The sequence below is a fragment of the Neorhizobium sp. BETTINA12A genome, from assembly GCF_023006485.1.
Lineage (GTDB): Bacteria > Pseudomonadota > Alphaproteobacteria > Rhizobiales > Rhizobiaceae > Neorhizobium.
Genome location: NZ_JALBGW010000001.1, coordinates 131,427 through 154,145, shown reverse-complemented (window position 1 = coordinate 154,145; position 22,719 = coordinate 131,427). Strand labels below are relative to the sequence as shown.

General features: G+C 60.3%; 17 protein-coding genes. 6 read left to right on the top strand and 11 right to left on the bottom strand.

Annotation, left to right across the window (positions count from 1 at the left end; translation table 11 throughout):
* Window positions 1-3: 3 nt before the first annotated feature.
* The 6 genes from MOV61_RS00720 to MOV61_RS00695 all read right to left on the bottom strand — a co-directional run bounded on the left by MOV61_RS00720 (window position 4) and on the right by MOV61_RS00695 (window position 8,311).
* Window positions 4-1,023 carry an ABC transporter ATP-binding protein gene (locus MOV61_RS00720; RefSeq protein ID WP_247135157.1) on the bottom strand — a complete coding sequence of 340 codons (1,020 nt, stop codon included), beginning with the start codon at window positions 1,021-1,023 and terminating at the stop codon, window positions 4-6.
* Window positions 1,020-2,021 carry an ABC transporter ATP-binding protein gene (locus tag MOV61_RS00715; protein WP_247032731.1) on the bottom strand — a complete coding sequence of 334 codons (1,002 nt, stop codon included), beginning with the start codon at window positions 2,019-2,021 and terminating at the stop codon, window positions 1,020-1,022. The genes MOV61_RS00720 and MOV61_RS00715 overlap by 4 nt, the downstream gene beginning before the upstream one ends.
* A gap of 2 nt (window positions 2,022-2,023) precedes the next feature.
* Entirely contained in the window at window positions 2,024-2,917 is an 894-nt protein-coding gene (locus MOV61_RS00710) for an ABC transporter permease (protein WP_040125407.1), read from the bottom strand.
* Window positions 2,918-3,853, bottom strand: a complete 936-nt coding sequence (locus MOV61_RS00705) for an ABC transporter permease (protein ID WP_040125405.1) — start codon at window positions 3,851-3,853, stop codon at window positions 2,918-2,920.
* Between the two features lie 93 nt (window positions 3,854-3,946).
* On the bottom strand, window positions 3,947-6,526 hold the full coding sequence (locus MOV61_RS00700) for a hypothetical protein (RefSeq protein WP_247135156.1): 2,580 nt from the start codon (window positions 6,524-6,526) through the stop codon (window positions 3,947-3,949).
* 168 nt (window positions 6,527-6,694) lie between these two features.
* Window positions 6,695-8,311, bottom strand: a complete 1,617-nt coding sequence (locus MOV61_RS00695) for an ABC transporter substrate-binding protein (RefSeq protein ID WP_247135155.1) — start codon at window positions 8,309-8,311, stop codon at window positions 6,695-6,697.
* 277 nt (window positions 8,312-8,588) lie between these two features.
* On the opposite strand from MOV61_RS00695, the gene MOV61_RS00690 reads away from it, so the two are divergent.
* Window positions 8,589-9,719: a LacI family DNA-binding transcriptional regulator gene (locus tag MOV61_RS00690; protein WP_247135154.1), complete on the top strand. Its 1,131-nt coding sequence runs from the start codon at window positions 8,589-8,591 to the stop codon at window positions 9,717-9,719.
* A gap of 131 nt (window positions 9,720-9,850) precedes the next feature.
* On the top strand, window positions 9,851-12,049 hold the full coding sequence (locus tag MOV61_RS00685) for an alpha-amylase family protein (protein WP_247135153.1): 2,199 nt from the start codon (window positions 9,851-9,853) through the stop codon (window positions 12,047-12,049).
* A 90-nt stretch (window positions 12,050-12,139) separates the two neighbouring features.
* Here the strand turns inward: MOV61_RS00685 and MOV61_RS00680 are convergent, their stop codons facing one another.
* The 4 genes from MOV61_RS00680 to MOV61_RS00665 form a co-directional block, all read right to left on the bottom strand.
* Window positions 12,140-13,357 carry a GGDEF domain-containing protein gene (locus MOV61_RS00680; protein ID WP_247135198.1) on the bottom strand — a complete coding sequence of 406 codons (1,218 nt, stop codon included), beginning with the start codon at window positions 13,355-13,357 and terminating at the stop codon, window positions 12,140-12,142.
* Window positions 13,358-13,504: 147 nt separating this feature from the next.
* The gene (locus MOV61_RS00675) at window positions 13,505-15,931 is read right to left on the bottom strand and encodes a PAS-domain containing protein (protein ID WP_247135152.1); all 2,427 of its coding nucleotides are present in this window, start codon (window positions 15,929-15,931) and stop codon (window positions 13,505-13,507) included.
* A gap of 273 nt (window positions 15,932-16,204) precedes the next feature.
* A complete protein-coding gene (locus tag MOV61_RS00670) occupies window positions 16,205-16,462 on the bottom strand; it encodes a hypothetical protein (RefSeq protein WP_247135151.1) in 258 nt (85 codons plus the stop codon).
* A gap of 165 nt (window positions 16,463-16,627) precedes the next feature.
* Window positions 16,628-18,493, bottom strand: a complete 1,866-nt coding sequence (locus MOV61_RS00665; RefSeq protein WP_247135197.1) for a chloride channel protein — start codon at window positions 18,491-18,493, stop codon at window positions 16,628-16,630.
* A gap of 93 nt (window positions 18,494-18,586) precedes the next feature.
* Here MOV61_RS00665 and MOV61_RS00660 point away from each other — a divergent pair, with 93 nt between their 5' ends.
* Together MOV61_RS00660 and MOV61_RS00655 are read left to right on the top strand one after the other, a co-directional pair.
* Window positions 18,587-19,042, top strand: coding sequence for a MarR family winged helix-turn-helix transcriptional regulator (locus MOV61_RS00660; protein WP_309493466.1), 456 nt, complete (start codon window positions 18,587-18,589; stop codon window positions 19,040-19,042).
* A 23-nt stretch (window positions 19,043-19,065) separates the two neighbouring features.
* A complete protein-coding gene (locus tag MOV61_RS00655) occupies window positions 19,066-19,509 on the top strand; it encodes a MarR family winged helix-turn-helix transcriptional regulator (protein WP_247135150.1) in 444 nt (147 codons plus the stop codon).
* Between the two features lie 69 nt (window positions 19,510-19,578).
* Here MOV61_RS00655 and MOV61_RS00650 read toward each other — a convergent pair whose 3' ends face one another.
* Window positions 19,579-20,595 (bottom strand): LacI family DNA-binding transcriptional regulator, encoded by a 1,017-nt coding sequence (locus tag MOV61_RS00650; RefSeq protein WP_247135149.1) that lies wholly within the window; start codon window positions 20,593-20,595, stop codon window positions 19,579-19,581.
* A gap of 144 nt (window positions 20,596-20,739) precedes the next feature.
* On the opposite strand from MOV61_RS00650, the gene MOV61_RS00645 reads away from it, so the two are divergent.
* Both MOV61_RS00645 and MOV61_RS00640 read left to right on the top strand, forming a co-directional pair.
* Complete coding sequence (locus tag MOV61_RS00645) at window positions 20,740-21,774, top strand: Gfo/Idh/MocA family protein (protein WP_247135148.1); 1,035 nt, start codon at window positions 20,740-20,742, stop codon at window positions 21,772-21,774.
* An 11-nt stretch (window positions 21,775-21,785) separates the two neighbouring features.
* Window positions 21,786-22,691 (top strand): sugar phosphate isomerase/epimerase, encoded by a 906-nt coding sequence (locus MOV61_RS00640; protein WP_247135147.1) that lies wholly within the window; start codon window positions 21,786-21,788, stop codon window positions 22,689-22,691.
* Window positions 22,692-22,719: the final 28 nt, after the last annotated feature.

Sequence of the window (22,719 nt, the reverse complement as noted above, 5' to 3'; positions counted from 1 at the left end):
CCGTCAGCCCGGGATGGCCGGAGACGGCCTGGTGAGCGGGATGGGAAACGGCTTTGCGAAATGACAGGCCGCCAATTGGCCCGGTGCGACTTCGCGCAGTGGCGGTCGCTCGATGCTGCAGATCTCCTGGCGGATCGGGCATCGGGTATGGAAACTGCAGCCCGGTGGCACGCGTTTGGGGCTCGGGACGTCGCCTTCCAGAATGATGCGCTTGCCCTTGCGTTCGGGATCCGGTTCAGGCGCTGCCGATAACAGCGCCTGCGTATAGGGATGCTGCGGCATCCCGTAGATCTGTTTCTTCGGCCCGATCTCGACGATCCGGCCAAGATACATGACCGCCACGCGATCGGCGATGTGGCGAACGACAGCAAGGTCATGGGCGATGAACAGGAAGGAGAAGTTCTTCTTCCTTTGAAGGTCCTGCATCAGGTTGATGATCTGCGCCTGGACGGAGACATCGAGAGCGGAGACGGGTTCGTCGGCCACGATGAATTTCGGATCGACCGCGATCGCGCGTGCAATGCCGATGCGCTGGCGCTGGCCGCCGGAAAACTGCCGCGGGTTGCGGTCCATGAAGCTCGGGGAAAGCCCCACCTGGTTCATCAGGTCTGCAACGCGTTCCCGCCGGTCGCGCCGGGACCTGACCAGGCCGAACACATCCAGCGGCTCGGCAATGATCTGGGCCACTGTGCGACGGGGGCTGAGCGAGCCGTAAGGGTCCTGAAAGATCATCTGCAGGTGGCGGCGCATGTCGCGCATCTGTGCGGGCGCCAGCCCGGTCAGCTCGGTATTGTCGAAATGGACCCTGCCGGCTGTGGGATCGATCAGCCGCAGCAGAAGGCGGCCGAGGGTGGATTTCCCGCAACCGGATTCGCCGACAAGCGCCAGCGTTTCGCTGTGATTGACCGAGAAGGAACAGCCGTCGACGGCACGCACCTCGTCGGACCGCTTCCCGAGGCTGAAGCCGATGCCGGAACCGAACGTCTTGCCGAGGTCTTCGACGCGAAGGATGGGATCGGTCATTGCAGGGATGCCTCCTTCTTTTTTGCATCCGCCTGTCCGGCGGTCACCCAGCATGCCGCCCGTTGGTCCGGTCCGAAGGAGAACATCGGCGGCATTTCCCTGGCGCATTTTTCAATGCGCAAGGAACATCGCTCGTAGAAAGGACAGCCTGTCTTGATCGATCCGGCCAGCGGCACCGATCCCGGGATCTGGTAGAGACGATCGCGGTCGTCGTCGAGCCGCGGGATCGATTGCAACAATCCCCGCGTATAGGGGTGACTGGGCGTGCGGAAAATCGAAAGGACATCCGCTTCCTCGACAACCCTGCCGGCATACATCACCACCACCCGCTCGCAGACATCCGCAATAACGCCGAGATCGTGCGAAATCAGCAGCACCGCGGTGTTCAGCGTGCGACGCAGCTTGTGCATCAGGTCGAGAACCTGTGCCTGGATGGTTACGTCGAGCGCCGTCGTCGGTTCGTCGGCGATCAGTAGTTTCGGATTGCAGGCCAATGCCATGGCGATCATCACGCGTTGACGCATTCCGCCGGAGAACTGATGCGGATAGGAATCCACCCGCCCGGCCGGATCCGGTATGCCGACCAGTCCCAGCATTTCGATGACACGCGCGCGCCTTTGCTCGCTGGTCATTGCTTCGTGGAGCATGACTGCCTCGCCGATCTGGTCGCCGATCTTCATGACCGGGTTCAGCGAACTCATCGGCTCCTGGAAGATCATCGCGATGTCCCGACCGCGGATTTCGGGCATTTTCGAGCGCGGGAGGTCGAGCAGGTTGACCCCGTTGAATTCGATACGGCCTTGCACGATGCGTCCCGGCGGTTCGGAGATCAGCCGCAGGATAGAGAGCGAGGTGATCGACTTGCCGGATCCGGATTCCCCGACGATTCCGACCGCCCCTCCGGGTGGGATTTCGAAACTCACGCCATCGACCACCCGGATCGGGTTGGCCTTCGGGCCGAATTCGACGGCGAGATTGTCGACCTTCAGGAGCGGCATCGTCATTCGGAGATCTCCGGATCGAGCACGTCTCGCACAACGTCGCCCAGAAGGTTGAACGAGAGGACGACGCAGGTGATGGCGAAGCCGGCGCCGATAATCGGCCATGGCGAACCGAAGAGATTGTTGAGGCCGTCGCGGATGATATTGCCCCAACTCGGGTTCGGCGGTTGGGTGCCGATGCCAAGGAAGCTCAGCGACGCCTCAAGGCGGATCGCGGAGGCGACCCAGAGCGTCATCAGGACCACGATCGGTGCTGCGATATTGGGAATGACGTGACGGAAGATGATGACCGGTGTGCGCAGGCCGATCGCCGTGGCCGCCTCGATATAGGGCTCCTGCTTGACCGCGAGCGTCGAAGCGCGCGCCACGCGGGCGAAGCCGGGAATGAAGGCGACGGTGATGACTGCTATGACGTTCCAGAAGCCGCCACCCAGCACCGCCGCAATCATGATGGCGAGCAGCAGTTCGGGAAAAGCCAGCAGCAGGTCGATCAGGCGCGAGATCACCCGATCGATAATGCCGCCGAAATACCCTGCGACGACGCCGAGGACAGTCCCGCAGATCGCCGCCAGTACCGGAGAAATCAGGCCGAAAATCAATGAATTGCGGGAGCCGTGGATCATTCTCGAGAGCACGTCGCGTCCGAACTGGTCGGTGCCGAGCCAGTTGCTGGCAGAGGGGAGCCGGTTGATCTTGAGGATGCTCTGGGCAAGCGGATCGTATGGTGCGAGGAGCGGCGCGAAGATCGCCACTACAATAAAGATCAGCACGACCATGAACGCTATGATGGTCGAGGGGCGCGAGAACAGCGTATAGCCGATCTGGCTGAGCGGCTTCGGTTCCGGGGCAAGCAAGGGTGAGGAGAGTTGGGAGTTTTCGGTGGTGACGACCATTTACTGCACCCGGATTCTGGGATCGACGACGATGTAAACGAGATCCATCAGGAGGTTGATGAGCACGACAAACAGCGCGAAAATCACAACACCGCCCTGGATGACCGCGTAGTCACGTTCAGCAATAGCGCTGATGAGCAGCTTGCCGATCCCCGGCCGGTTGAAAACCAGTTCGATCGCGACCGACCCGGACAGGGTCGCAAGCATGCTGAGGCCGATACCTGTGGTGAGCGGAAGCATCGCATTGCGCAGGCCGTGCCGGTAGATGACCCGACGTTCCCGTGCGCCCTTGGCACGTGCGGTGCGAATATAGTCCTTGCCGAACACCTCCAGCAGGGAGGTTCGCGTCAGTCGTCCGATGAACGCGGCCTTGACCATGGCGAGCGTTAAGGCCGGCAGGAAGACGTGATGCATGCGGTCGACAAAACCTTCGCCGCCGCCATTGATCGGAAATAACCCCATGTTCAGTGAAAAGGTGATCAGCAGCAGGGCGCCGAGGTAAAAGTCCGGCACGGCATAGCCCAGTAGCGAGAAACCGCGAACGGCGGCGTCCGGTGCCTTGTTCCTGTGTGTCGCGGCCAGCACGCCGAGTGGAATCCCGACGCCGACCCCCATGATCATGGCGACGATCGTCAGCTCGATCGTGTAGGGCAGGTTATAGGCAATCAGCCTGAGCACCGACTGGTTGTTCATCAACGACGTGCCGAAGTCGAGCGTCAGCATCCCCCACAGGAAGCTGAAATATTGCATCCACAGCGGGGCGTTGAGCCCCATCCGCTCGCGGAAGATTTCCAGCTGTTCGGGTGTTGCCATGTCCCCCAGGGCCGCGATCGCCGGGTCGCCGGGCAAGATGCGCATGGCGATGAAGACGAGCGTCAGCACAAGCAGAACCGTGGGAATGGCATCGGCCAGTCTCAGCAGCAAATATCGCGCCATGGTGTGTTCCTCCTCCCTGGTCGCGGTTCCGATCCTGCCTCCTCGCATTCCGGAACACGCTATTTTCACGCAGCAAACCGCCGACAGCCAGCCTCAATTTTGTAACGACGTGAAATAAGGCTCGTTGGACAGGTTCGGCTGCAATCCCGGCGACAGACAAGAGCGCCCATTTTGCCGAAAGCTGACGAAATATTGCAGATGATATCGCGACTGCGTGTAGGTGCCCGGCACCGTGGCGGCAAAACCTCCGGACTTGTCCTTCATCGGAAGCGACTTCCACCGTTCTGCCTGGTTGATGTGGCGGTAATGCAGTGTCGGTTCACCTTCCGCCTTTCCATCGAACCGGACTTCGAAATCGGCGCCCGGCTTGAAGGTCGGTGCACCGGTCACGCCGGAGGGCTGGGACAGAACCGGAAAACGTGCCTCCAGCGCGGCGATTGCCGCTGCGGCCTTCGGGCTTGCCTCAACGCTCTCATAGCAACCGCCGCCGCGGAGCGACTCCAGATCGGCCACTTCCGCCTGCATTTCCGGCAACCTCGAATGCCAGGATCCACGCAGCCATGATTGCGGACCATAGGTAAGGTCATCGGCGTAAAGATCGCGCGAGATATCGGCAATCTTTTCCCATGCCATCAGCGAACGTCTTGCATGGTCGATAACGCGGTCCATCAACGGCGTGACCTTGGTCGCGACGAACAGTTCAGCCCAGCATGCTGCCCGGAAGCGTTCTGCAAAAAACCGCGCCAGTCCGGCGCAGATCCGGATATCGACGAGCATTCTCTGGACGGCAATCCTGCCGAAGCTGGATGTGCTGTTGGCCTTCAGGACTTCGCTTTCGCAGCCATTTGCCATCTCGTCCAGCCAATCGGCGACATCCAGCGGCGTAAAGCGATGCGACGGTTCTCCGGCGAGCAGCAATTCGGCATATTCACGCGCATTGGCAAACAGCGTTGGATCGAATGTCGGTGCATTGCCGAACCGAACCGGACCTTCCATGTCGAACCCATAGGCGCGTCGACCGGAGCCTTCGACGAGCGCAAGGTTGGTGTAGACCTCCGGCCAGTAGTGGTTGTTCGAGGCGGATGGCCCATGCGCGAGAGTGACCAGCGGCAGAACACGGCTTGCCCAGGACATGCCTTTTTCGCATTCCTCGGCGGCATCGCCGCAGACCTGCTGGAGATAGCGCATCCAGCTTTCGCGCGGCGCATCGGGGTTGTAGAGCAACCGACCCCAGACCCGATATTGATAGTCGTATTTCTGCCAATCGTACCGCGTGGCATAGCCCTGTTTCTGGTAGTTGAAGCGTCCGCCCGGAATGCCTGTCCCCATGCGGCCCTTGAAGCCCAGCGGCTCGCACCATTCCACGCCGTCCGACCCGGCAAACATCGAGCTGCGGCCGTAACCGGCTGCAAATTCGGGGTCTCCCCACAGGAGCACGCGCTGCGTGCCCGGCCAGATGCGGTAGATGACCTTATAGTCCTTGTCGGCCGTCAGCAGATCGCCATAGGAGTAGCGCAGGAATTTTCGCGACCCCTCGCTCAGTTGCTCCCGTTCGCTGCGAGCAACCTCCGGCGGGTATTCCTTCTCGCGGATTGCCGATTGGTGGTAGGGCGGTCCCATATGCTCCGCGAGATATTTTGGCGAGGCGGCGATCGGCATGCCGCTGTCACGGGCAATCCCGATCATCTTGTGGTCGAGACCCTTGCCGTGCATGTCGATTTCGACGGGCCGGCCCGCAGCCGCAACGCCGGCGAACGCGTCCTCCCAAAAACCGTATTCACCCTCGGCGATGCCACCTTCCACATGCACCCGGAAGGTAAGGCCGGTGATTTCCGGTACTTCCTTCAGAAGCGTGGTGATCGCGTCGCGGCAATAGGGTGCGAGATTGTCTTTGGTGACGCCGCGGACGGTATAGTTGGCGCGTGGTACGTCATCGAAATCATATCGCTGGGTCCACAGCGCAAGCTGGAATTCAAGGCCGCGCCTGGCGGCTTCCCGGCCGATGAATTTGAGCATGTCGAGGTTCCGCTCGCGCTCGCCCTCCGGCAGTTCCACCACCTTCACGTCATGGCCTGGAAGGTCGAGCAGATATGGATAGGGGAAATAGAAGTAGACGTCGGTGATCCAGGGGTTGTGATAAGGGTAGTTGTATCCGAAGCCGAGCGCGAGCGAGAAACGGTTGAAACGATTTGTCGCGAGCATCGAGAGATAATCGCGCCACTGCTGGCGGTCGTAAAACCAGACCTTGTCTTCCTGTTCGCTGCAAAACATTCGGCTCATGCTGCGCACGCGGGCGGATGGCCGCTCGACAAGGGGGTAGGTTCCCTCGAAGAGATCCACTCCGGACGCAAACTGCACACGGTCGGCGAGTTCGGTCAAAGCGAAGACCAGTCCGCGGATGTCGGAGCCCCAGGCGGAAATGCGATCGCCCCGCCGGGTAAGAACGAAGCTCTCCGGTGTCTCCGGCAGGTCGACCGCCATGTCGGGGCTCCCGGGGAGACCGGCTCCGGAGACGGTGATGATCGTTCCCGATTGTGCGGCGCTTGCGATTTGAGCCTGCACATTGCGGCGGGCAAGGGCCGCCTGCAGTTCGGTCGCCGCCCAACGGACCGGATGAAGCGCGGCGTCATCCGCATCAGGCAGAACAATGGTGACCGAAGTCGGTGCAGTCATAACGTCATCCTTAGAATATGAAACCATTCGTCGTTGAATGCGGCGGCGATTGCCTGCGCTCCGCGGCCTTCGCCGTCCCGGCAAACGAATGTCTTGAACTGGCCATGGTCGGACCAACCGGGAAGGGTTCCCGGCCGGCGTCGTCGTTTGGAAGTCACGCGGCGTCGATCAGCCGATTTTCGCTCTTGTCAGACGCCAGTGGGCGTAACCCGACTTGAGTTCGTAACCGAGGTCGACATTGGCGGCGCGCACGACCAGATAACCGTTGTCGCTGATCGGCAGGAGCGGCATGTCGGTCAGGAACTTGACCTCGATCTCCTGGACCAGCTTCACACGCTTCTCGAGATTGGGCTCCTGCATCGCTTTCTTCAGCATCTCGTCGATGCCGGGAATGGCAACGCCGTAGTGGCTGAAGTTCGGACCGCCCGAGCCGTCGGACTTGACCTCAGCGGCGGCCGTCAGCTGCTCGATGATCGCCTGGGTCGGGACCGGAGGATAGGCTGCCGAGCGCTGGAACATCGTATTGGTGCCCTTCGCCTGGTCGGCATGGAAGGCCGTGTGGTCCTTGATGTCCAGCTTCATCTCCACGCCGCCGGCGCGAAGCTGTTCCTGGATGATCAGCATCACCGAGGAATAGTCTTCTCGCTGCGAGGTATAGGCGTTGAAAGACAGCCCGTTCGGAAAGCCTGCTTCGGCCAGCAGTTGCTTGGCCTTTTTCGGATCGTGGTCGTAGCGCACGGCCGCCGGTATGGTATCGGCGGTGAAACCGCCGAGAAACGACGGCGGATTGAGGCCATACGTGCGCTGGCTGACCGGTGCCATGGCGCTCGCGAGTTCGTCGCGATTGATCAGATAGGCAATGGCCTGCCGAACGCGGATATCGTCGAAAGGTTTGACAGTCAGGTTCATGGACACGGTGAAGAAGCTGCCCGGTGAAGCCACATCGAAATGCAGCTTGGCATTCCGCTGCTGGATCGACGGCACCCAGCCCGGCGCGCGCACCCCTTCGATCATGTGGACGTCGCCGGACAACAGGGCCAGCGTCCGGGCCGTGGTATCGGCGATATAGCGGATCTGAAGATTGGGAGTTGCCGGCGCGTCTCCGAAATAGTCCTTGTTGACGGTCAGCTTCACGCCCTGTGAGGGATCGCTTTCGACGCTGGCGAGCTGGTAAGGCCCGGTTCCGATCGGATCCTTTTCGAAGGCCGGCGCCCCCTTTTCCTCAAGCGCCTTGCGGGAAATGATGCTCGACGAATAATGGCTGAGCGGGCCCATGATGAACAGCGGGTCCGGCTGGTTGAGGGTGAAGATCACCGTCGCCGGACCGTCCACCTTGACGTCCGCGATATTGTCGAACAGGACGCGGTTGCCGCCCAGTGCCTTGTCGTTGCGCAGGCGATCGAACGTGAATTTCACATCGTCTGACGTCAGGTTGCCGTAGCCCTTGTGGAATTTCACGCCCTGGCGAAGCTGGAATGTCCAGCTCTTGGCGTCCGGTGTCACCGACCAGCTGGTCGCAAGGCTTGGCTGGACCTCGGCGACGCTGGTCGGGAAATGCCCGAGCGGCACTTCGACCAGTTTGTCGAAGATATGAATGATGGCCCATTCGTCGGCGCCCTGAATCGAACGTGCCGGATCTATGGTGCGTACGCCGCGGGCGGCAAAGGCCAGCCGCAGCGTGTCTGATGCCTGTGCGAAAGCAGATCCGCTCAAACTGGTCGCTATGCTTGCACCAGCAATAGTTGCAGCCGTGCGGCCGATAAACATGCGCCGAGATATTGCCATGTCACTCCCTCCCTGGGCGTACCGAACCCTGTTCCGCCTCCACGGCACAAGACGGTTGACGAACAATGCAATCCGATGGTAGCGCTGCCATCGACGGATCGTCAAGCACTGAAGAGCGATTTTTTAGCATGCGCGGAGACAAAGGCCGAAAGGTCCGGCAGGGCAAATGGATTACCTCGGGCAACGCGGATAACATCCCGGCCATCGCAAACATGGCCGTGCGGCAAACATCTCTGCAGATGCGACGCCGTCGGACATTCACTTGATGGAGCCTTAGATGTCGAAACGCCGGACGGACGGTAGACCCACGATAGCCGACGTGGCCGCACTGGCGGGTGTGGGAGCGATTACGGTCTCCCGGGCCCTGCGCGATCCATCGCTGGTGTCCGATATGCTTCGGGAAAAGATCGATACCGCCGTCCGCGAGCTTGGCTATGTTCCCAATCTCAATGCGAGGGCCCTGGCATCCACCCGCAGCGATGTGGTCGGCGTCCTCGTTCCCTCCCTGACCCAGCACATCTTCGCGGATGTCCTGCGCGGCATCTATGACGGGATAGGCCATACGAGGCTGCACATCCAGGTCGGCAACACGCGTTACGATCTGGACGAGGAGGAGCGACTTCTGGCTGAACTTCTCCGGCACAAGCCGGCCGGCCTGATCGTCTCGGGCATTGACCAGAATGCCGGTTCCCGGCGGATGCTGGAAAAAGCCAACTGCCCAGTGATCCAGATCATGGATCTGTCCGACAATCCGGTCAACAAGATCATCGGATTTTCCCATCACAACGCCGCCAAGGCGATGACCCAACATCTCATCGAAGTCGGATATCGCCGTATCGGTTTTCTCAGCGGTTGGATGAACAGCCGTTCGAAGGGGCGTCTGTCGGGTTACGTCGAAGCGCTCGAAGAGGCCGGGATATTCGATCCGCGATTGACGAACGCAGCCGGTGATCTTGGCGCGCTCGCGCTGCGGGGCAGTTGGGACAAGCATCAATATTCGACGCCTGCAATGGGTCGGGAACTGCTTAGCGAGCTTTGGAACAGGGAACCCCGTATGGATGCGGTTTTCTGCAACAACGACGTGCTGGCGCTTGGCGCCCTCTTCGAGTGCCAGGCCCGCGGTTTGTCGGTTCCGAATGATTTCGGCATCGCCGGGTTCAACGACGAGGATTTCATGGAGGCGGCGTCGCCCGCCATGTCGAGTGTCAGAACGCATCGCTGGACCGTCGGACACGACGCGGTGATTGCCCTGCGCCGACAGCTGGACGGCGAGCCGGACGATGAGCGCATCGTTGACGTCGGGTTCGACATCGTCAAGCGCGCCAGCACCGATCGCAGGGCGCAACCGGTGCGGGATGACGATGCTTCGGCTCCCCAACAGACGCGTACTGCAGGCGACGATCGCTGAACCCTTGCCGCGCGAAACACCTGCTGGGTGGACGAATATGATCTGAGCAAGCGCGTCGAGGAGGCGCCGCGCGGATCGGCAGACAAGAGGTTGATCGCAGAGGAAGCCGACAGGCCAAGGGAGGATATTTAATGGCTGAAGAACCCTGGTACAGAACCACAACACGTTGGGGACAGACCAACCTGGTCGAGATCGATCCGGATCGCTACGATGGTGCCTGGTGGCGGGCACACTGGAAAAACACGCGCATCCAAGGCGTGATCGTCAATGCCGGCGGCATTGTTGCCTATTATCCTTCCGCTTTCCCGCTTCATCATCGCGCTCACACGCTTGGGGAAAGGGACCTCTACGGCGAAATCGTCAAGGATGCACGGGAAGCGGGGCTGAAGGTGATAGCCCGCATGGATTCGAACCGGGTTGCGGAAGACTTTTACCGCGCTCATCCGGATTGGATCTGTGTCGACGCGACCGGAAAGCCATATCGTCAGGCGGACAAATACATCACCTGCATCAATTCGCCCTACTACTGGGAATATCTGCCGCAGGTCATGCGGGAGATTATCGAACACAGCAATCCGGACGGTTTTGCCGACAACAGCTGGGCCGGCATTCCGCGCAAGAACATCTGCCATTGCCGGCATTGCGCAGAGCAGTTCCGCGCCCATGCCGGCATCGACCTGCCGTCTGCTCAAGACTGGTCCGACGAGCGTTATCGGCGATGGGTGCGCTGGAACTATCAGCGCCGCACCGACATCTGGGAACTTAACAACTCCGTCACGATGAAAGCCGGCGGCAAACATTGCCGGTGGATGGGCATGATCAGCGGCGACGTGCTGAACAACAGTTCGCGCTTCATCGATCTGAAAGCCATTCTCGCGCGCACCGAAATCGTCATGCTCGACCACCAGCGCCGCAATCCCGTGGATGGGTTTGCCGACAATACGGAAGCGGGCAAGCGGCTGCATGAAGTGGGCGGTTGGGAAAAGCTCATTCCGGAAAGCATGCCGCAATACCAGCTCGGAAGCCCGGCCTTCCGGCTCGCAAGCATGCCCGCGGCAGAGGTGAGGTTATGGTCGTCGGCCGGCTTTGCCGGGGGCATCCAGCCGTGGTGGCACCATATCGGCTCACTCCACGAAGACCGGCGCCAGTACAAAAGCGCAGAGCCGATCTTCTCCTGGCATGAAGCCAATGAGGATATTCTTCTCAATCGCAGGCCGCTGGCCGACGTGGGTGTGGTGTGGTCGCAGGACAACCATGACTTCCACGGCCAGGACAAAGCCAACGACCGCACGATGAACCCCTACAGGGGAGCGATCCGTGCCCTCGATCGCGCCGGGGTCACCTATTTGCCGATCCACGCCGATGACGTGGCTGGTGCGATCGGCCGCGTCGGCGTCCTCATTCTGCCCAATCTCGGCGCGATGTCGGACGATCAGGTGAACGCCGTAAAGGCATTCGCGCAAGCGGGTGGCTCGGTAATCGCCACGTCGGAAACCAGCCTCTATGATGTTTCAGGCGATCAGAGGCGAGATTTTGCACTGGCGGATCTTTTTGGCGTGCGCCGTGGCAGCGGGTCACGGGGCGGGCAGGAGCTCGCCAACCCGGATATCGAGGTTGCCGCAAGACATACCTATCTCCGCCTTGTCCCGGAACTGCGGGCTGCCCTTTATGGCCCGACGGATAACACGGCGCCGGCTGCCATCGGAATACGCCATCCGCTGTTAAGCGGTCTGGAAGGAACGGACACGATTCCGTTCGGCGGCTTCCTTCCCGTCGTCGGCGTCGATGATGACGTGGCGGTCCTGGCGACCTTCGTTCCCGAATTCCCGATCTATCCGCCGGAAACCTCCTGGATGCGCCAGCCCCGGTCGGATCTACCGATGATCACGCTCCGCGAGCCGGCCAGCGGCAGCAAGCTGATCTGGTTGGTTGGCGATCTCGACCGGTGTTTTGCCCGCGACGAGCATCCGGAACATGCGACGATCATCGCCAACGCTGTCCGTTGGGCTCTCGCTGATCGGCAACTGGTGTCGATCGAAGGTGGGCACGGTGTCATAAGCCCGGCGCTTTACGAGCAGCAAGGTCGCTATGTCCTGCATCTCAATAACCGCCTGATCATGGCGAAAATGCCTGGACGACAGGACGAACTTCTGCCCGTTGGTCCGATCACGGTCCGCCTGCGCATCGGCTCGAGAATAATATCCTCTAACATCCGCCTGACCGTACGCGGCCGCTCTGTTCCGGCCATAAAGCAGGGCACCGAGCTTGTTTTCGAGGTGCCGGCCATCGCGGATCACGAAGTCGCGGTTATCGACTTCGATCCGGCATAGCCAAATCCGGAACCGCAGGCTTCCGTCGGGGCGGCGCCAATCGTCCGTCATGGTCTTTGACTTGAAGACCCGATACAGGGAGCCGGCAGGTCAATCGGAGGCCTGGCCGGTCTCTGGAGAATGGACCACCAGGCAGTTGCGGCCGGCCTTTTTGGCAAGGTAGAGGGCCGCATCCGCCTGGCGCTGAAGATGTTCCGCCGACACCAGCCCGCAATCTTGCATCAATATCGCCACTCCAATGCTGACAGTGACATAAGGAACGACGCGAGAGGTGGGGTTTGGAAGAGACGCAGCTTCTACTCTGTTGCGGATTCTCTCTGCGATCACCCTGGCCTCCTGTTCGTCGGCGCCCGGGAGGAAGACGAGAAACTCTTCCCCTCCATAACGGGCGACCTGGTCTCGCTCGTCTCTCATACTGCTTTGGATGATGCCGGCGACTTTCACCAGGCATCGGTCGCCTTCGGCATGCCCGAGATTATCGTTGAGGCGTTTGAAGTCGTCGACATCGCACATCAGCATCGCCGCACCGCTCGTTTGTTTAAGGTCGGCGTTCCAGAACTGATGGAGCGTCTCCATCATCGAACGCCGGTTGGCGACGCCGGTCAGCGGGTCGGTTCGGGCCAGCAGTTCCAGCTGGGAATTGGCGTCAGTTAGCTCCGCGAGGCGACTTCGATCTCGTAACTCGAGCAGGAAGGTCTTGTGAGCCAGAATCGTTGCGGTGCGTCGGGCAACGATGGTTGCTACGACACCGCTCGCGAAAAACAGCGTTCCGGCGAGAGCACTTCCCACCTGGATGTTCGGATTGTGCAGTTGAAAAACAAAATAGATACCGAGAGCAAAAGCACTGATCGCCATCGCCCAACCAAGCGGAATGGGAAATATAATGACGGCGGTGACCGCCACAAAAAGCATGATGGTCAGATGGCGCTCGTAGAACTCGCCACCCGCGTGAACACCGACCAAAGCGACGGACAGGAGGATGAGAAAGACTGCCGAGAGAATGATAACGCCCTGCAGCCATAAAGCGTGCGGTCGCAGGAAGACCATCGCGGCGACAAGAGCTGCGGGAGGAAGGAGGGATGCCGGCCACAGCATCGTCATCACGGTTTCGGTCGGGAGCAGGATTGCGTAGAGGCCCAACGTCAGGACGTCGAGCACGATAACCCAGATCATCCACGCGCGGATGATCTTGGCAGTCTGCGGCCAGGAACGTTCGCGAAAAAGCCGGGCCAGATCCCCATTGAGCCGGATATCCCGCGTGCGTCCGCCCAGGAGGCGCTCGACCTGTTCCACTATGGCCGGACTCAGCCTCGGCAGAGGTTTCCGCGAAGACGCTGTTGCCGATTTGGTAGAACCTATAATTCGCTTGGCGTCCATGTGCCGGATTTAGGGTGCAGATGACTGGGGACAAGACGGGCTAGCGAGCCGACCGGACTCGGGTCGCCAGTTTTACTTTTACGCCTGGGCCTCGATCGGCAGGTTTGTCCGGACGATCGTCCCGGCCGTGTCCGCCTCCATCTGCTCGGGCCGCGCGATCGGCAGATTGACCGTAAACACCGTTCCTTCGCCCTTCACGCTGTCGACGTGAATTTCGCCGCCATGCAACTGGACCACCTGCTTCACCAGGTTCAGGCCGATACCCGTGCCAGCGATGCCGGACGAACTTCTCGCTCGGAAATAACGTCCAAACATCTTCGGCAAGTCATCCGCGTCGATGCCGATGCCTTCGTCGCGAACGGTAATCTGGACACAGTCGTTTTGCTGCGACCCCGTGACATAGACGTTCGGAGAGTCCGGCGCGTATTTCACGGCGTTTGAGAAGAGATTGGTGAACACTTGCTCCAGCGCCGCGCCGTCGCCATAAATAGTCGAGGGAAGCCGCTCCAGATCGAGCAGGAACCGGTGAGATTTGCGTATGCTCTCTTGCCGCGCACTGCAGGTCCTAATGATGTCGCCCAGTGCGCATGGCTTGCGAACGATATCGATATAACCGTGATCCAAGCGCCCGACCGCCAGAATGCTTTCCATCAACTCAAGCATTCGCGAAACTGCGCCGCGGATCTGCTCCGTCTTCTCACCGATAAACTCCGGTGTGACCGCGTTCTTGCGGCGGACGAGACGCTGCGCCGCGCCGTCGATGATCGAAAGCGGAGTCCGGAATTCGTGAGACGCCATCGAAACGAATTGCCGCTGCAACTCGTTGACCTGCCGTTCTTGATCAAGCATCCGTTCGAGTTCCGCAGCCTGGCGCGCGATTTCCGCGGTTCTGCTGCGCACTGTTTCCTCGAGATCATCGCGGTGCTGAAGCAGCGCCCGTTCCGCCCGTTTCCGCTCGGTGACGTCGACAGCGGCAATCAGCGACGCCGGACGACTGTCGAAGGCGAGTTGGCTTGAGTAGATAAAGACCTCGATTTCGGCTCCGCGAGCTGTCCGATGCCGCTGAGACCGATTGGCTTCGCGGCCATGCTCTGCGGCGGCGGCCGCGACCCTCATTCTTTCCCAATCCTCCGGCGGAAGGATGTCCAAGAGTGTCATGGAAAGAAAAAGGTCACGATCATAGCCGTAATGATCAAGAGCCGCCTGGTTGACGTCGAGAAACTGGAGGCTCTCCCGGTCTTGAACCCACATTGGCAAAGGGTTTCCTTCGAACAATAGCCGGAAGGAAGCCTCGCGCATCTTGAGATCGGTGATGTCGACGCGAATCCCCACGCTTCCGCCACCCGAGACGCGTCTTTCCTCGATCCGCACCCAGCGATTCCCCGGCAGGCGCTGCTCATGAGCACTCTTCGGCTCTGCGTGACGGGCCAACCGATCGGTCAGCCATTCTTCCTCACGGCCGATCGCCTCGGGATATTGGCCACGCTGCAGCCCGCTGCGAAGTCTGTCCTCGAAACCCATGCCTTTGACGAGGGGCGCGCCGCTATCGGCGTAAAGCTGCTCGTAGCGGCGATTCCACATCACAAATCGATCGTCTTCATCGAACAGTGCCAAGCCTTCGGGGACGACTTCGAAGGCGGCCAGCAGGCGCGCATGCGCTGCCCGCGCCTCCTGCTCTGCGTGTTCGGCCTGGGCATGAGCCTGAGCAAGGGATCGTTCGGCTAGTCGCGCCTCGGTAACGTCCTCATGCGTCGACACCCATCCCCCGTCGGCGGTGCGCTGATGGCAGCCTCGGATGACTTTGCCCGATCTAAGTTCTTTTACCCAGACCTGCGACGACCCCGCGGCGTTCGTGTCTTCCGCCCATGCGAGATATTCCTCCGTGGACATCGTCGGGACGGCGCCGACTTCGTTCCGCAGCTTTAGGATGTCTTCGAGCGACTGCCCAGGGTGGATCAAGGCTGGGTCCACGCCGTAAACCTCGGCGTAGCGACTGTTGGATAGCGCCAGCGTGCCGTCGGCGTTGAAGAGGCAAACCCCCTGGCTCATGCTGGCGAGTGCGATGCGGAGCTGTTGTTCGTGGCCAAGAATCTGCTTGCGGCCGCGGCTTGACGCCAGTTGTGCATTCACGCGCGCGCCAAGTTCCCTGCTGTCGATCATGCTTGAGACACAGTCAACCGCACCGGCCTCAAACCCGGCGATCCGTCCTTCGATATCGCCCTCAGGAGTGACCAGGATCACCGGTATTTCAGATGTCCCCGAACTAAGCTTCAGGCTGCGGCAGGTCTGGACGCCGCACAAATCTGCAAATGTGATGTCGAGCAGGATAAGGTGAGGGTGTGACGCCTCCACGACTGTTTGTAGGTTCTCCAGGGTGTCGCATGGGGAGACAACCGAGATCTCAATGTTTTCCACCGGCAGCTGACTGAGATCCAGCTTGGCTGCATCTGCGCCGATGACAAGAACTGTCGTCCGTCGATGAGCGGTGTTTTGGGCAATTGCCATCGAAACCGCATCTCCGTCCGGAGCCGCGGGCAGTGAAGACGAGTGTAACTGTAGGGGAAATGCTGTCGCCAATGAAGATCGCCTACCATTCCGCCGCTGATCTGTCGCAGGCCTACAATACGTATCGACTATTAAGGAGAGCTTATAGAGGCGTGTCGCGATATCCTTAGGCTTAACAGCCTATTGCCGAAATCCGCCGCATCCGCGCGCGGTTTCCGTCGGGGCTGAGATCGATATGGCAAGCTCGAAAATCAGGCCGAAGACTTCTATACGTCAGTCGGATTTGAAGCGCCGATCGATATACCTTATCCAATCACCGAGATTCCCGAAGAGAACCGCGAGATCGTATTGCCATTCGAGCAGAAGCAATCTCCAACTCATGCGTTCTGAAGCCAGACCTCGCTGAGCAAGTTGGGCACGAAGGAAATCCATCTTTGCGGTCGGCGAAGATAGGACGGTGGAGCCGTAGCCGGCCTCAACATCTTCAGTCATTCGTTGCAAAACACTGGGCACATTCCTGTGGTCGCTCATACCTTATGCTCCTCATCAATGGATGCCGGGGAGGAGGAGGAGGATGCGAAAACGTGGCGTTCTCCTCACCCATCGAATGTATGTCGTGAGGCGATGTATATCAAGAAATTCACGAGCGGACATGTACACGAACGCGGCATTGATCGGGCCGAAGTGGCCAACGGTTCAATCAATTTCTTTTCGTTGCGCGGCTTGTCCAACGCCGGCGTCTTTGCCCATGCTCGCGTGATTTCGCGTCGTCGTCGAAAGATATGGCCGTCGTTCGAATTCCGAGGTTCGCAACAAACTTCTCAGGCGCAGAAGATCTTTTCGCGCAACGAGCCCGCACAATTTTCCGCTGACGGGATCGACGATCGGAACCCGTCCGGTATCGGTTGAAAGCATTACATCTGCGACGAAACCGACCGTGTCTTCCGGATGGCAAACCGGGACCGAAGCGTCCGAAACCCGTTCGGCAAGCGTTTGCTCCGCCAGTTCGGCTTTCCCCTGCCAGCCAAGTACGTCGCCTCGGGACACAACCCCCGCCAAGCGCCCGGCGCTGTCGATCACGGGGTAAATGCGGTGGGTTTTTTGCGGAGACGCAAAGAGGTCACAGGCGTCCCTTACCGTCATTGTCGCCGGCAGCGTGTCCACCTCCTTGATCATGATCTCACCGGCCCTTGTGAATTCGAACGGATCGATGCCGTATTCGCGGGTGATGTGTTGCCCCCGTCGCGCAATCTTCTCGGTCAGGATCGAACGGCGCAGGAGCAGGACCGTCACGGCATAGGCGACCACCGTCGCTGCCAAAAGCGGCACCAAGGTGTTTATATCCCCCGTGATCTCGACCGCGAAGAACGTGCCCGTCAGCGGCGCGCGCATCGTCCCGCCCATCATCGCCGCCATTCCCAGCAACGCCCAGAAGCCCGGATCATGACCCGGCATTACCAGACCGACAAGCCAGCCAAGAGCACCGCCGAAAATCAGGAGAGGGGCGAGGACCCCGCCGGAGGTCCCGGAAGACAGCGCAAATAACCAGATACAGGTCTTGACCAGGAGGATGGTCAGGACGGTCGAGGCGAGCAGCTTGTTGTTGAGCAGACCGTCGATAATGTCATAGCCGACGCCCAAGCTGCGAGGTTCGATCAACCCCCCGACGCCAATCACGATGCCGCCGAGCATCGGCCACCACATCCAGTGTATCGGAAGCTCTTCGAAGAGATCCTCGATCTTGTAGAGCAGAGTGGTGAGCAGCCCGGATTGCAGACCCGATACGATGCCGATCGCGGCACAGGCCAAAATGCCCCACCATGGCAGAGCGATGTCATAGTGCGTGGGGAACAGCGGCCCCGTGCCGAACAACATCGGCCGCCAGCATATCGAGACGCACGCTGCGACGGCAACGGGGATGAAGCTGCGAGGTTTCCATTCAAACAGAAGGAGTTCGACGGCGAGCATGACTGCTGCGATCGGCGAACCGAAGATAGCCGTCATGCCAGCCGCTGCCCCCGCCACCAGCAGCGTCTTGCGCTCGGCTGCGCTCATATGGAAGAATTGCGCGAACAACGATCCGATTGCTCCGCCCGTCATGATGATAGGGCCTTCCGCACCGAAGGGGCCACCCGTGCCGATCGAAATCGCCGACGACAGCGGCTTCAGCACCGCGACCTTGGGCGACATCCGGCTGCCGCCGATGAGGATCGCCTCGATCGCCTCGGGAATGCCGTGACCTCGGATCTTCTCTGATCCGAAGCGGGCCATCAGACCGATGACAAATCCTCCCAAGGGAGGAATCAGCAAGATCCACGGGGACCGCGGCACGCCTGCGAGCGAGGCCGGTTCTATGCCGATATGGCCGAACCAGACGATGTTGGTGACCAGCGCAATCAGGCTCACAAGACACCATGCCGCGAACGCGCCGCCGGTGCCCACGACAATCGACATCCCGACCAGGACGAGAACACGCTTGTCCGTGGTGAAGTCTCCTGCCTCGCGCCTCGAAAGTCCTCCTGTGAAGTCGTGCGGTCGGTTGCCGGGTTGATGCTGCGACATGGCTTTCCTTTGGCGGGTCGGAAACGGGCGTGGCTTGAGCATGTCGAATATATCGTGATACGATGTAAATCAAGCCGTAAATCCGGGAGCAGCATGATCATGAAACATCAGGAACGTCTCACCGCGGGAGATTACGAAGCACTCGCCGACTTGCGTTATAGCATCCGCCGGTTCCGGCAGTTCAGCGCGCAAGAGGCGGATAAGCTCGGTCTTAAGCCCCAGCAACATCAGGCGCTGCTGGCGATAAAGGGCTTGCCGAGCGGCAGACAGATGACCGCGCGGATGCTGGCCGAGCGCCTCCTGATGACCGGTAGACTGGTGGATGACCTTATTCAGCAACTGATCGACGAAGGTTATGTCGAGGCAGGGCCGTCAACGGTGGGTCGCGCCAAACACGTTATTCGTCTTACGCCCAAGGCGGAAGATGCCCTTGACCGACTGGCAAGTGCCCATCTATTCGAGATCCGGAAGATGGCGCCGGAATTGATGCAGGCGCTCCGGGTCCTGCAGGATCGCCAGAAGATGCAGCGCATGACATGGATGCTTTGACTGCTGACGAAAACGGAGAGCAGATGAAGAAGCTCAGTAGGCTCAGGCAGGTAGACTACGAAACGCTCGCCGACCTTCGTTATGCGCTTCGGCAGTTCATGGATTTCAGTGCATCCGCCGCGCAGGTAGAAGGATTGCCGCCCCAGCAGCACCAGGCGCTTCTGGCGATAAAAGGCAATCGCAACGGCAAACCGATGACGGTCGGAATGCTCGCCGAACGGCTCATCGTCGCCCCTCATACCGCGACGGAACTGATCAACCGGCTTGTGGATGGGGGGCTCGCAGCGCGACAAGTGGATCAGGAAGACCGACGGCGCCAGACCGTTCGGCTAACGGACAAGGCCGAGGAACTGCTAGGCCGCCTAAGCGAAGCGCATATCGTGGAAATCCGCGAGATGACACCGAAGCTGGTGGCGCTGCTCTCTCAACTCGAAAAGATGCCATTGGCATCTGCCGACGACGAGTAGGCAGAAATCGGCCTGAACGCACTTGGTGCTCGGCAATGGCCGGGGGGCAGCGGCGCAGAATGAGGCCGTTCAGCCGCTTGTGCCCTCGATCAATGTCATAGGCCAGATCACGCGGGATGTCTGTCCGACGTAATGGGACTGATAGTCGGGTATGACTGACAGCAGATGCTCCGCCAGGCTGATCCCCAGATCACGAAGAGACAACGTAAAGCAGGTCAGGGCCGGAGAGAGGTACTGAGCCTGGGGACTGTAGCGACCGATGATCGCAATGTCCTTGCCCGGCTTAACGCCAGCGTCCTCAAGCCCTTTGTAGAGTCCTGTAACCAGGATCTCATTGACCAGCACGATTGCCGACGGGCGTGGAGATCTGGAGGCGATCTCATGGGCTACAGCGTAGCCCCCCGCTTCGCTCGGTTTTGCCCGGAAGATATGATCCTCGTTGAGGGCAAGCCCATGTTCTGCCAGCACCTTGCGGCATCGCTCGGCGAACACGTAACCCAGATTGAGATCGCCGTGAGGCCAGATGATCCCGATATCTCTGTGGCCCGCCTTGACCAGCCGTTCGATCGCGACCTCCGCCATTCCTTCGAAATCCAGATCGATCCAGGGTTGGCCGACATCGGTCAGGCTGCGGCCAAGCGAGATGAACGGAATGTTGTGCCGGTGCAGCAGCTCGAACCGTGCATCGTTGCGCCGGGTGGCCGAGAGGATGATGGCATCGGCAAAGCCGCGCGCCACGGTGCGTTGCAGATAGGCATAGGGATCTTCGTTGGAAGAGCAGAGCAGGGCGACGAGATCCAGCTTGTGTCGGCTAAGCACAGTCTGCACCCCGTCGAAAACGCTCATGAAGAAGGCATCCCCCTGGCTGTTGATTTCCGGCCCGGTCTGCATCATGAAGCCCACGACGCCGGTCGAGCCCTTGCGCAGCGAGCGGCCCGACTGGTTGGGGACATAGCCCAGCTTCTCCGCCGCCTCCAGCACGCGCCTGCGGGTTTCCGCATTCACGTCCGCCTTTCCATTGAGAGCGCGGGACACGGTGCCAATGGAAATATCCAGATAATCGGCAAGTTGGCGGATGCCTGTCACAGGGAGCCTCTTGAGGGTTCGGTATAAGACCGTAATCGTTTTCGGAAGCAGTATTGACAAAAAAATTGATGCGTTCATAGTACCGTAAACGTTTACGGATGCACAGGAGGTGTCGTGCCGTAAACATTGCATGGGAGGAAATTGGTGACATACAAGGTCGTTTTGTGTGGCTGCGGAGCAATGGCCAAAGGATGGCTGCGCGCACTTCAGTCCACGCCGGCGCTGAAGCAGGCGCTGACCGTCGTGGGTCTGGTCGATCTCGACCTCTCGGTTGCGCAGGCGCTGGCCGCTGAATTTTCGCTTCAGCCGGTCTCTATCGGATCCGATCTCGCCGCGGTGCTGAGCGAAACCGGCGCGGACATTGTATTTGACGTCGTCATTCCCGCCGCCCGCCATTCTGTCGTCAAGACCGCGCTTTCCCGCGGATGCCATGTGTTGAGCGAAAAACCCATGGCGACCTCGATGGAAGAGGCGGAAGACCTGATCCGCGCCGCAGAGGCTGTCGGGCGCATTCATTCCATCGTGCAGAACCGGCGGTTTATTTCGGGTGTGCGGCGCATGCGGCGGTTTGTCGAAAGCGGCGCGATTGGCGCGATCACCGCGATCCATTGCGATTTCTTCATTGCCCCGCATTTCGGCGGCTTCCGCGAGCAGATGGACAATGTCCTGCTTCTGGACATGGCGATCCACACTTTCGATGCGGCCCGTTTCGTCTCCGGTAAGACACCGCTTTCCGTCTACTGCCTGGAAACAAATCCACCCGGCTCCTGGTATGCCCACGGCGCCAGCGCCAATGCGGTGTTTCAGCTCACCGACGACGTGGTTTTCACCTATCGCGGCTCCTGGTGCGCGGAAGGCCAGCGCACGAGTTGGGAAAGCGAATGGCGCATCGTCGGCTCGAACGGAATGTTGACCTGGGACGGAGAAGACACTTTCCGCGCCTCCGTTGCGGGAAGCGATAGCGGGCTGCTGCGCGGCGCGACGCCGATCGAGGTTCTGCCGCCCGCCCGTGAGGAGGAAACCCACGGACATGCCAGCGTCATCGCCGATTTCCTCTCAGCCATCGAAACCGGCGGCGTGCCGGAAACAGTGGGCTGGGACAACATCAAGAGCCTTGCCATGGTGTTTGGTGCGATCGAAAGCGCCAGATCCCGGCAAACCATCGACCTCGCAGCATAAGGGCCAGCACTATGACCGGACAGCGAAACCATTCCATCCGCATCGGCACGATGATCAGCGCCACCAAGGGCCAGGCGGCCGAGCGGATTTCCCAGATCGCCGATATGGGCTTTGAAAGTTTCCAGCCCTTTTTCTGGCAGACCACCAACGGCCAGGACATCGCCGAGCTTGGCAAGCGTTGCCGCGAGGCCATCGGCGCGCGGGACATTACCATTTCGACCATCGGCATGTTCGGCAATCCCCTGGAAGAAACGGAACTGGATCTCCAGACGCTTCAGGGCTGGAAGGACTGCATCGACAATGCCCATCACTTCGGCGCCACCTGCGTTGCCGGCTTCACCGGGCGCATCCGCAATAGGCCGCTGACGGAAAGCCTGCCGCGTTACCGGCAAATCTGGAGCGAGCTTGCCCGCCGCGCGGCCGACAAGGGCATCCGCATCGCCTTTGAAAATTGCGCCATGGACGGCAACTGGGCAACCGGCGACTGGAATATCGCCCATAATCCGGATGCCTGGGAACTGATTTTCAACGAGACGCCGGACGAGCATATCGGGCTTGAATGGGAACCCTGCCACCAGATGGTCTATCTCATCGAGCCCTTGCCGCAGATCCGCAAATGGGCGCAGCGGATTTTCCACGTGCACGGCAAGGATGCCACCATCCGCTGGGACGTGATCCGCGAGCACGGCATCTTCGGAAAACATCCCTTCGTGTTCATGCGCACGCCCGGTTTCGGCGACAGCAACTGGACCGACATTATTTCGGAACTTCGGCTGGCCGGCTGGTCGGGCTCCATCGACATCGAGGGATGGCATGATCCTGTCTATCGGGATGCGCTGGAAATGACAGGGCAGATCCACGCCCTGAACCATCTGAAACAGGCAAGGGGCGGCACATTCGTCGTCGATCCGGTCTGATGCGCAGGCCGGCTGGCCATAGAAGGAG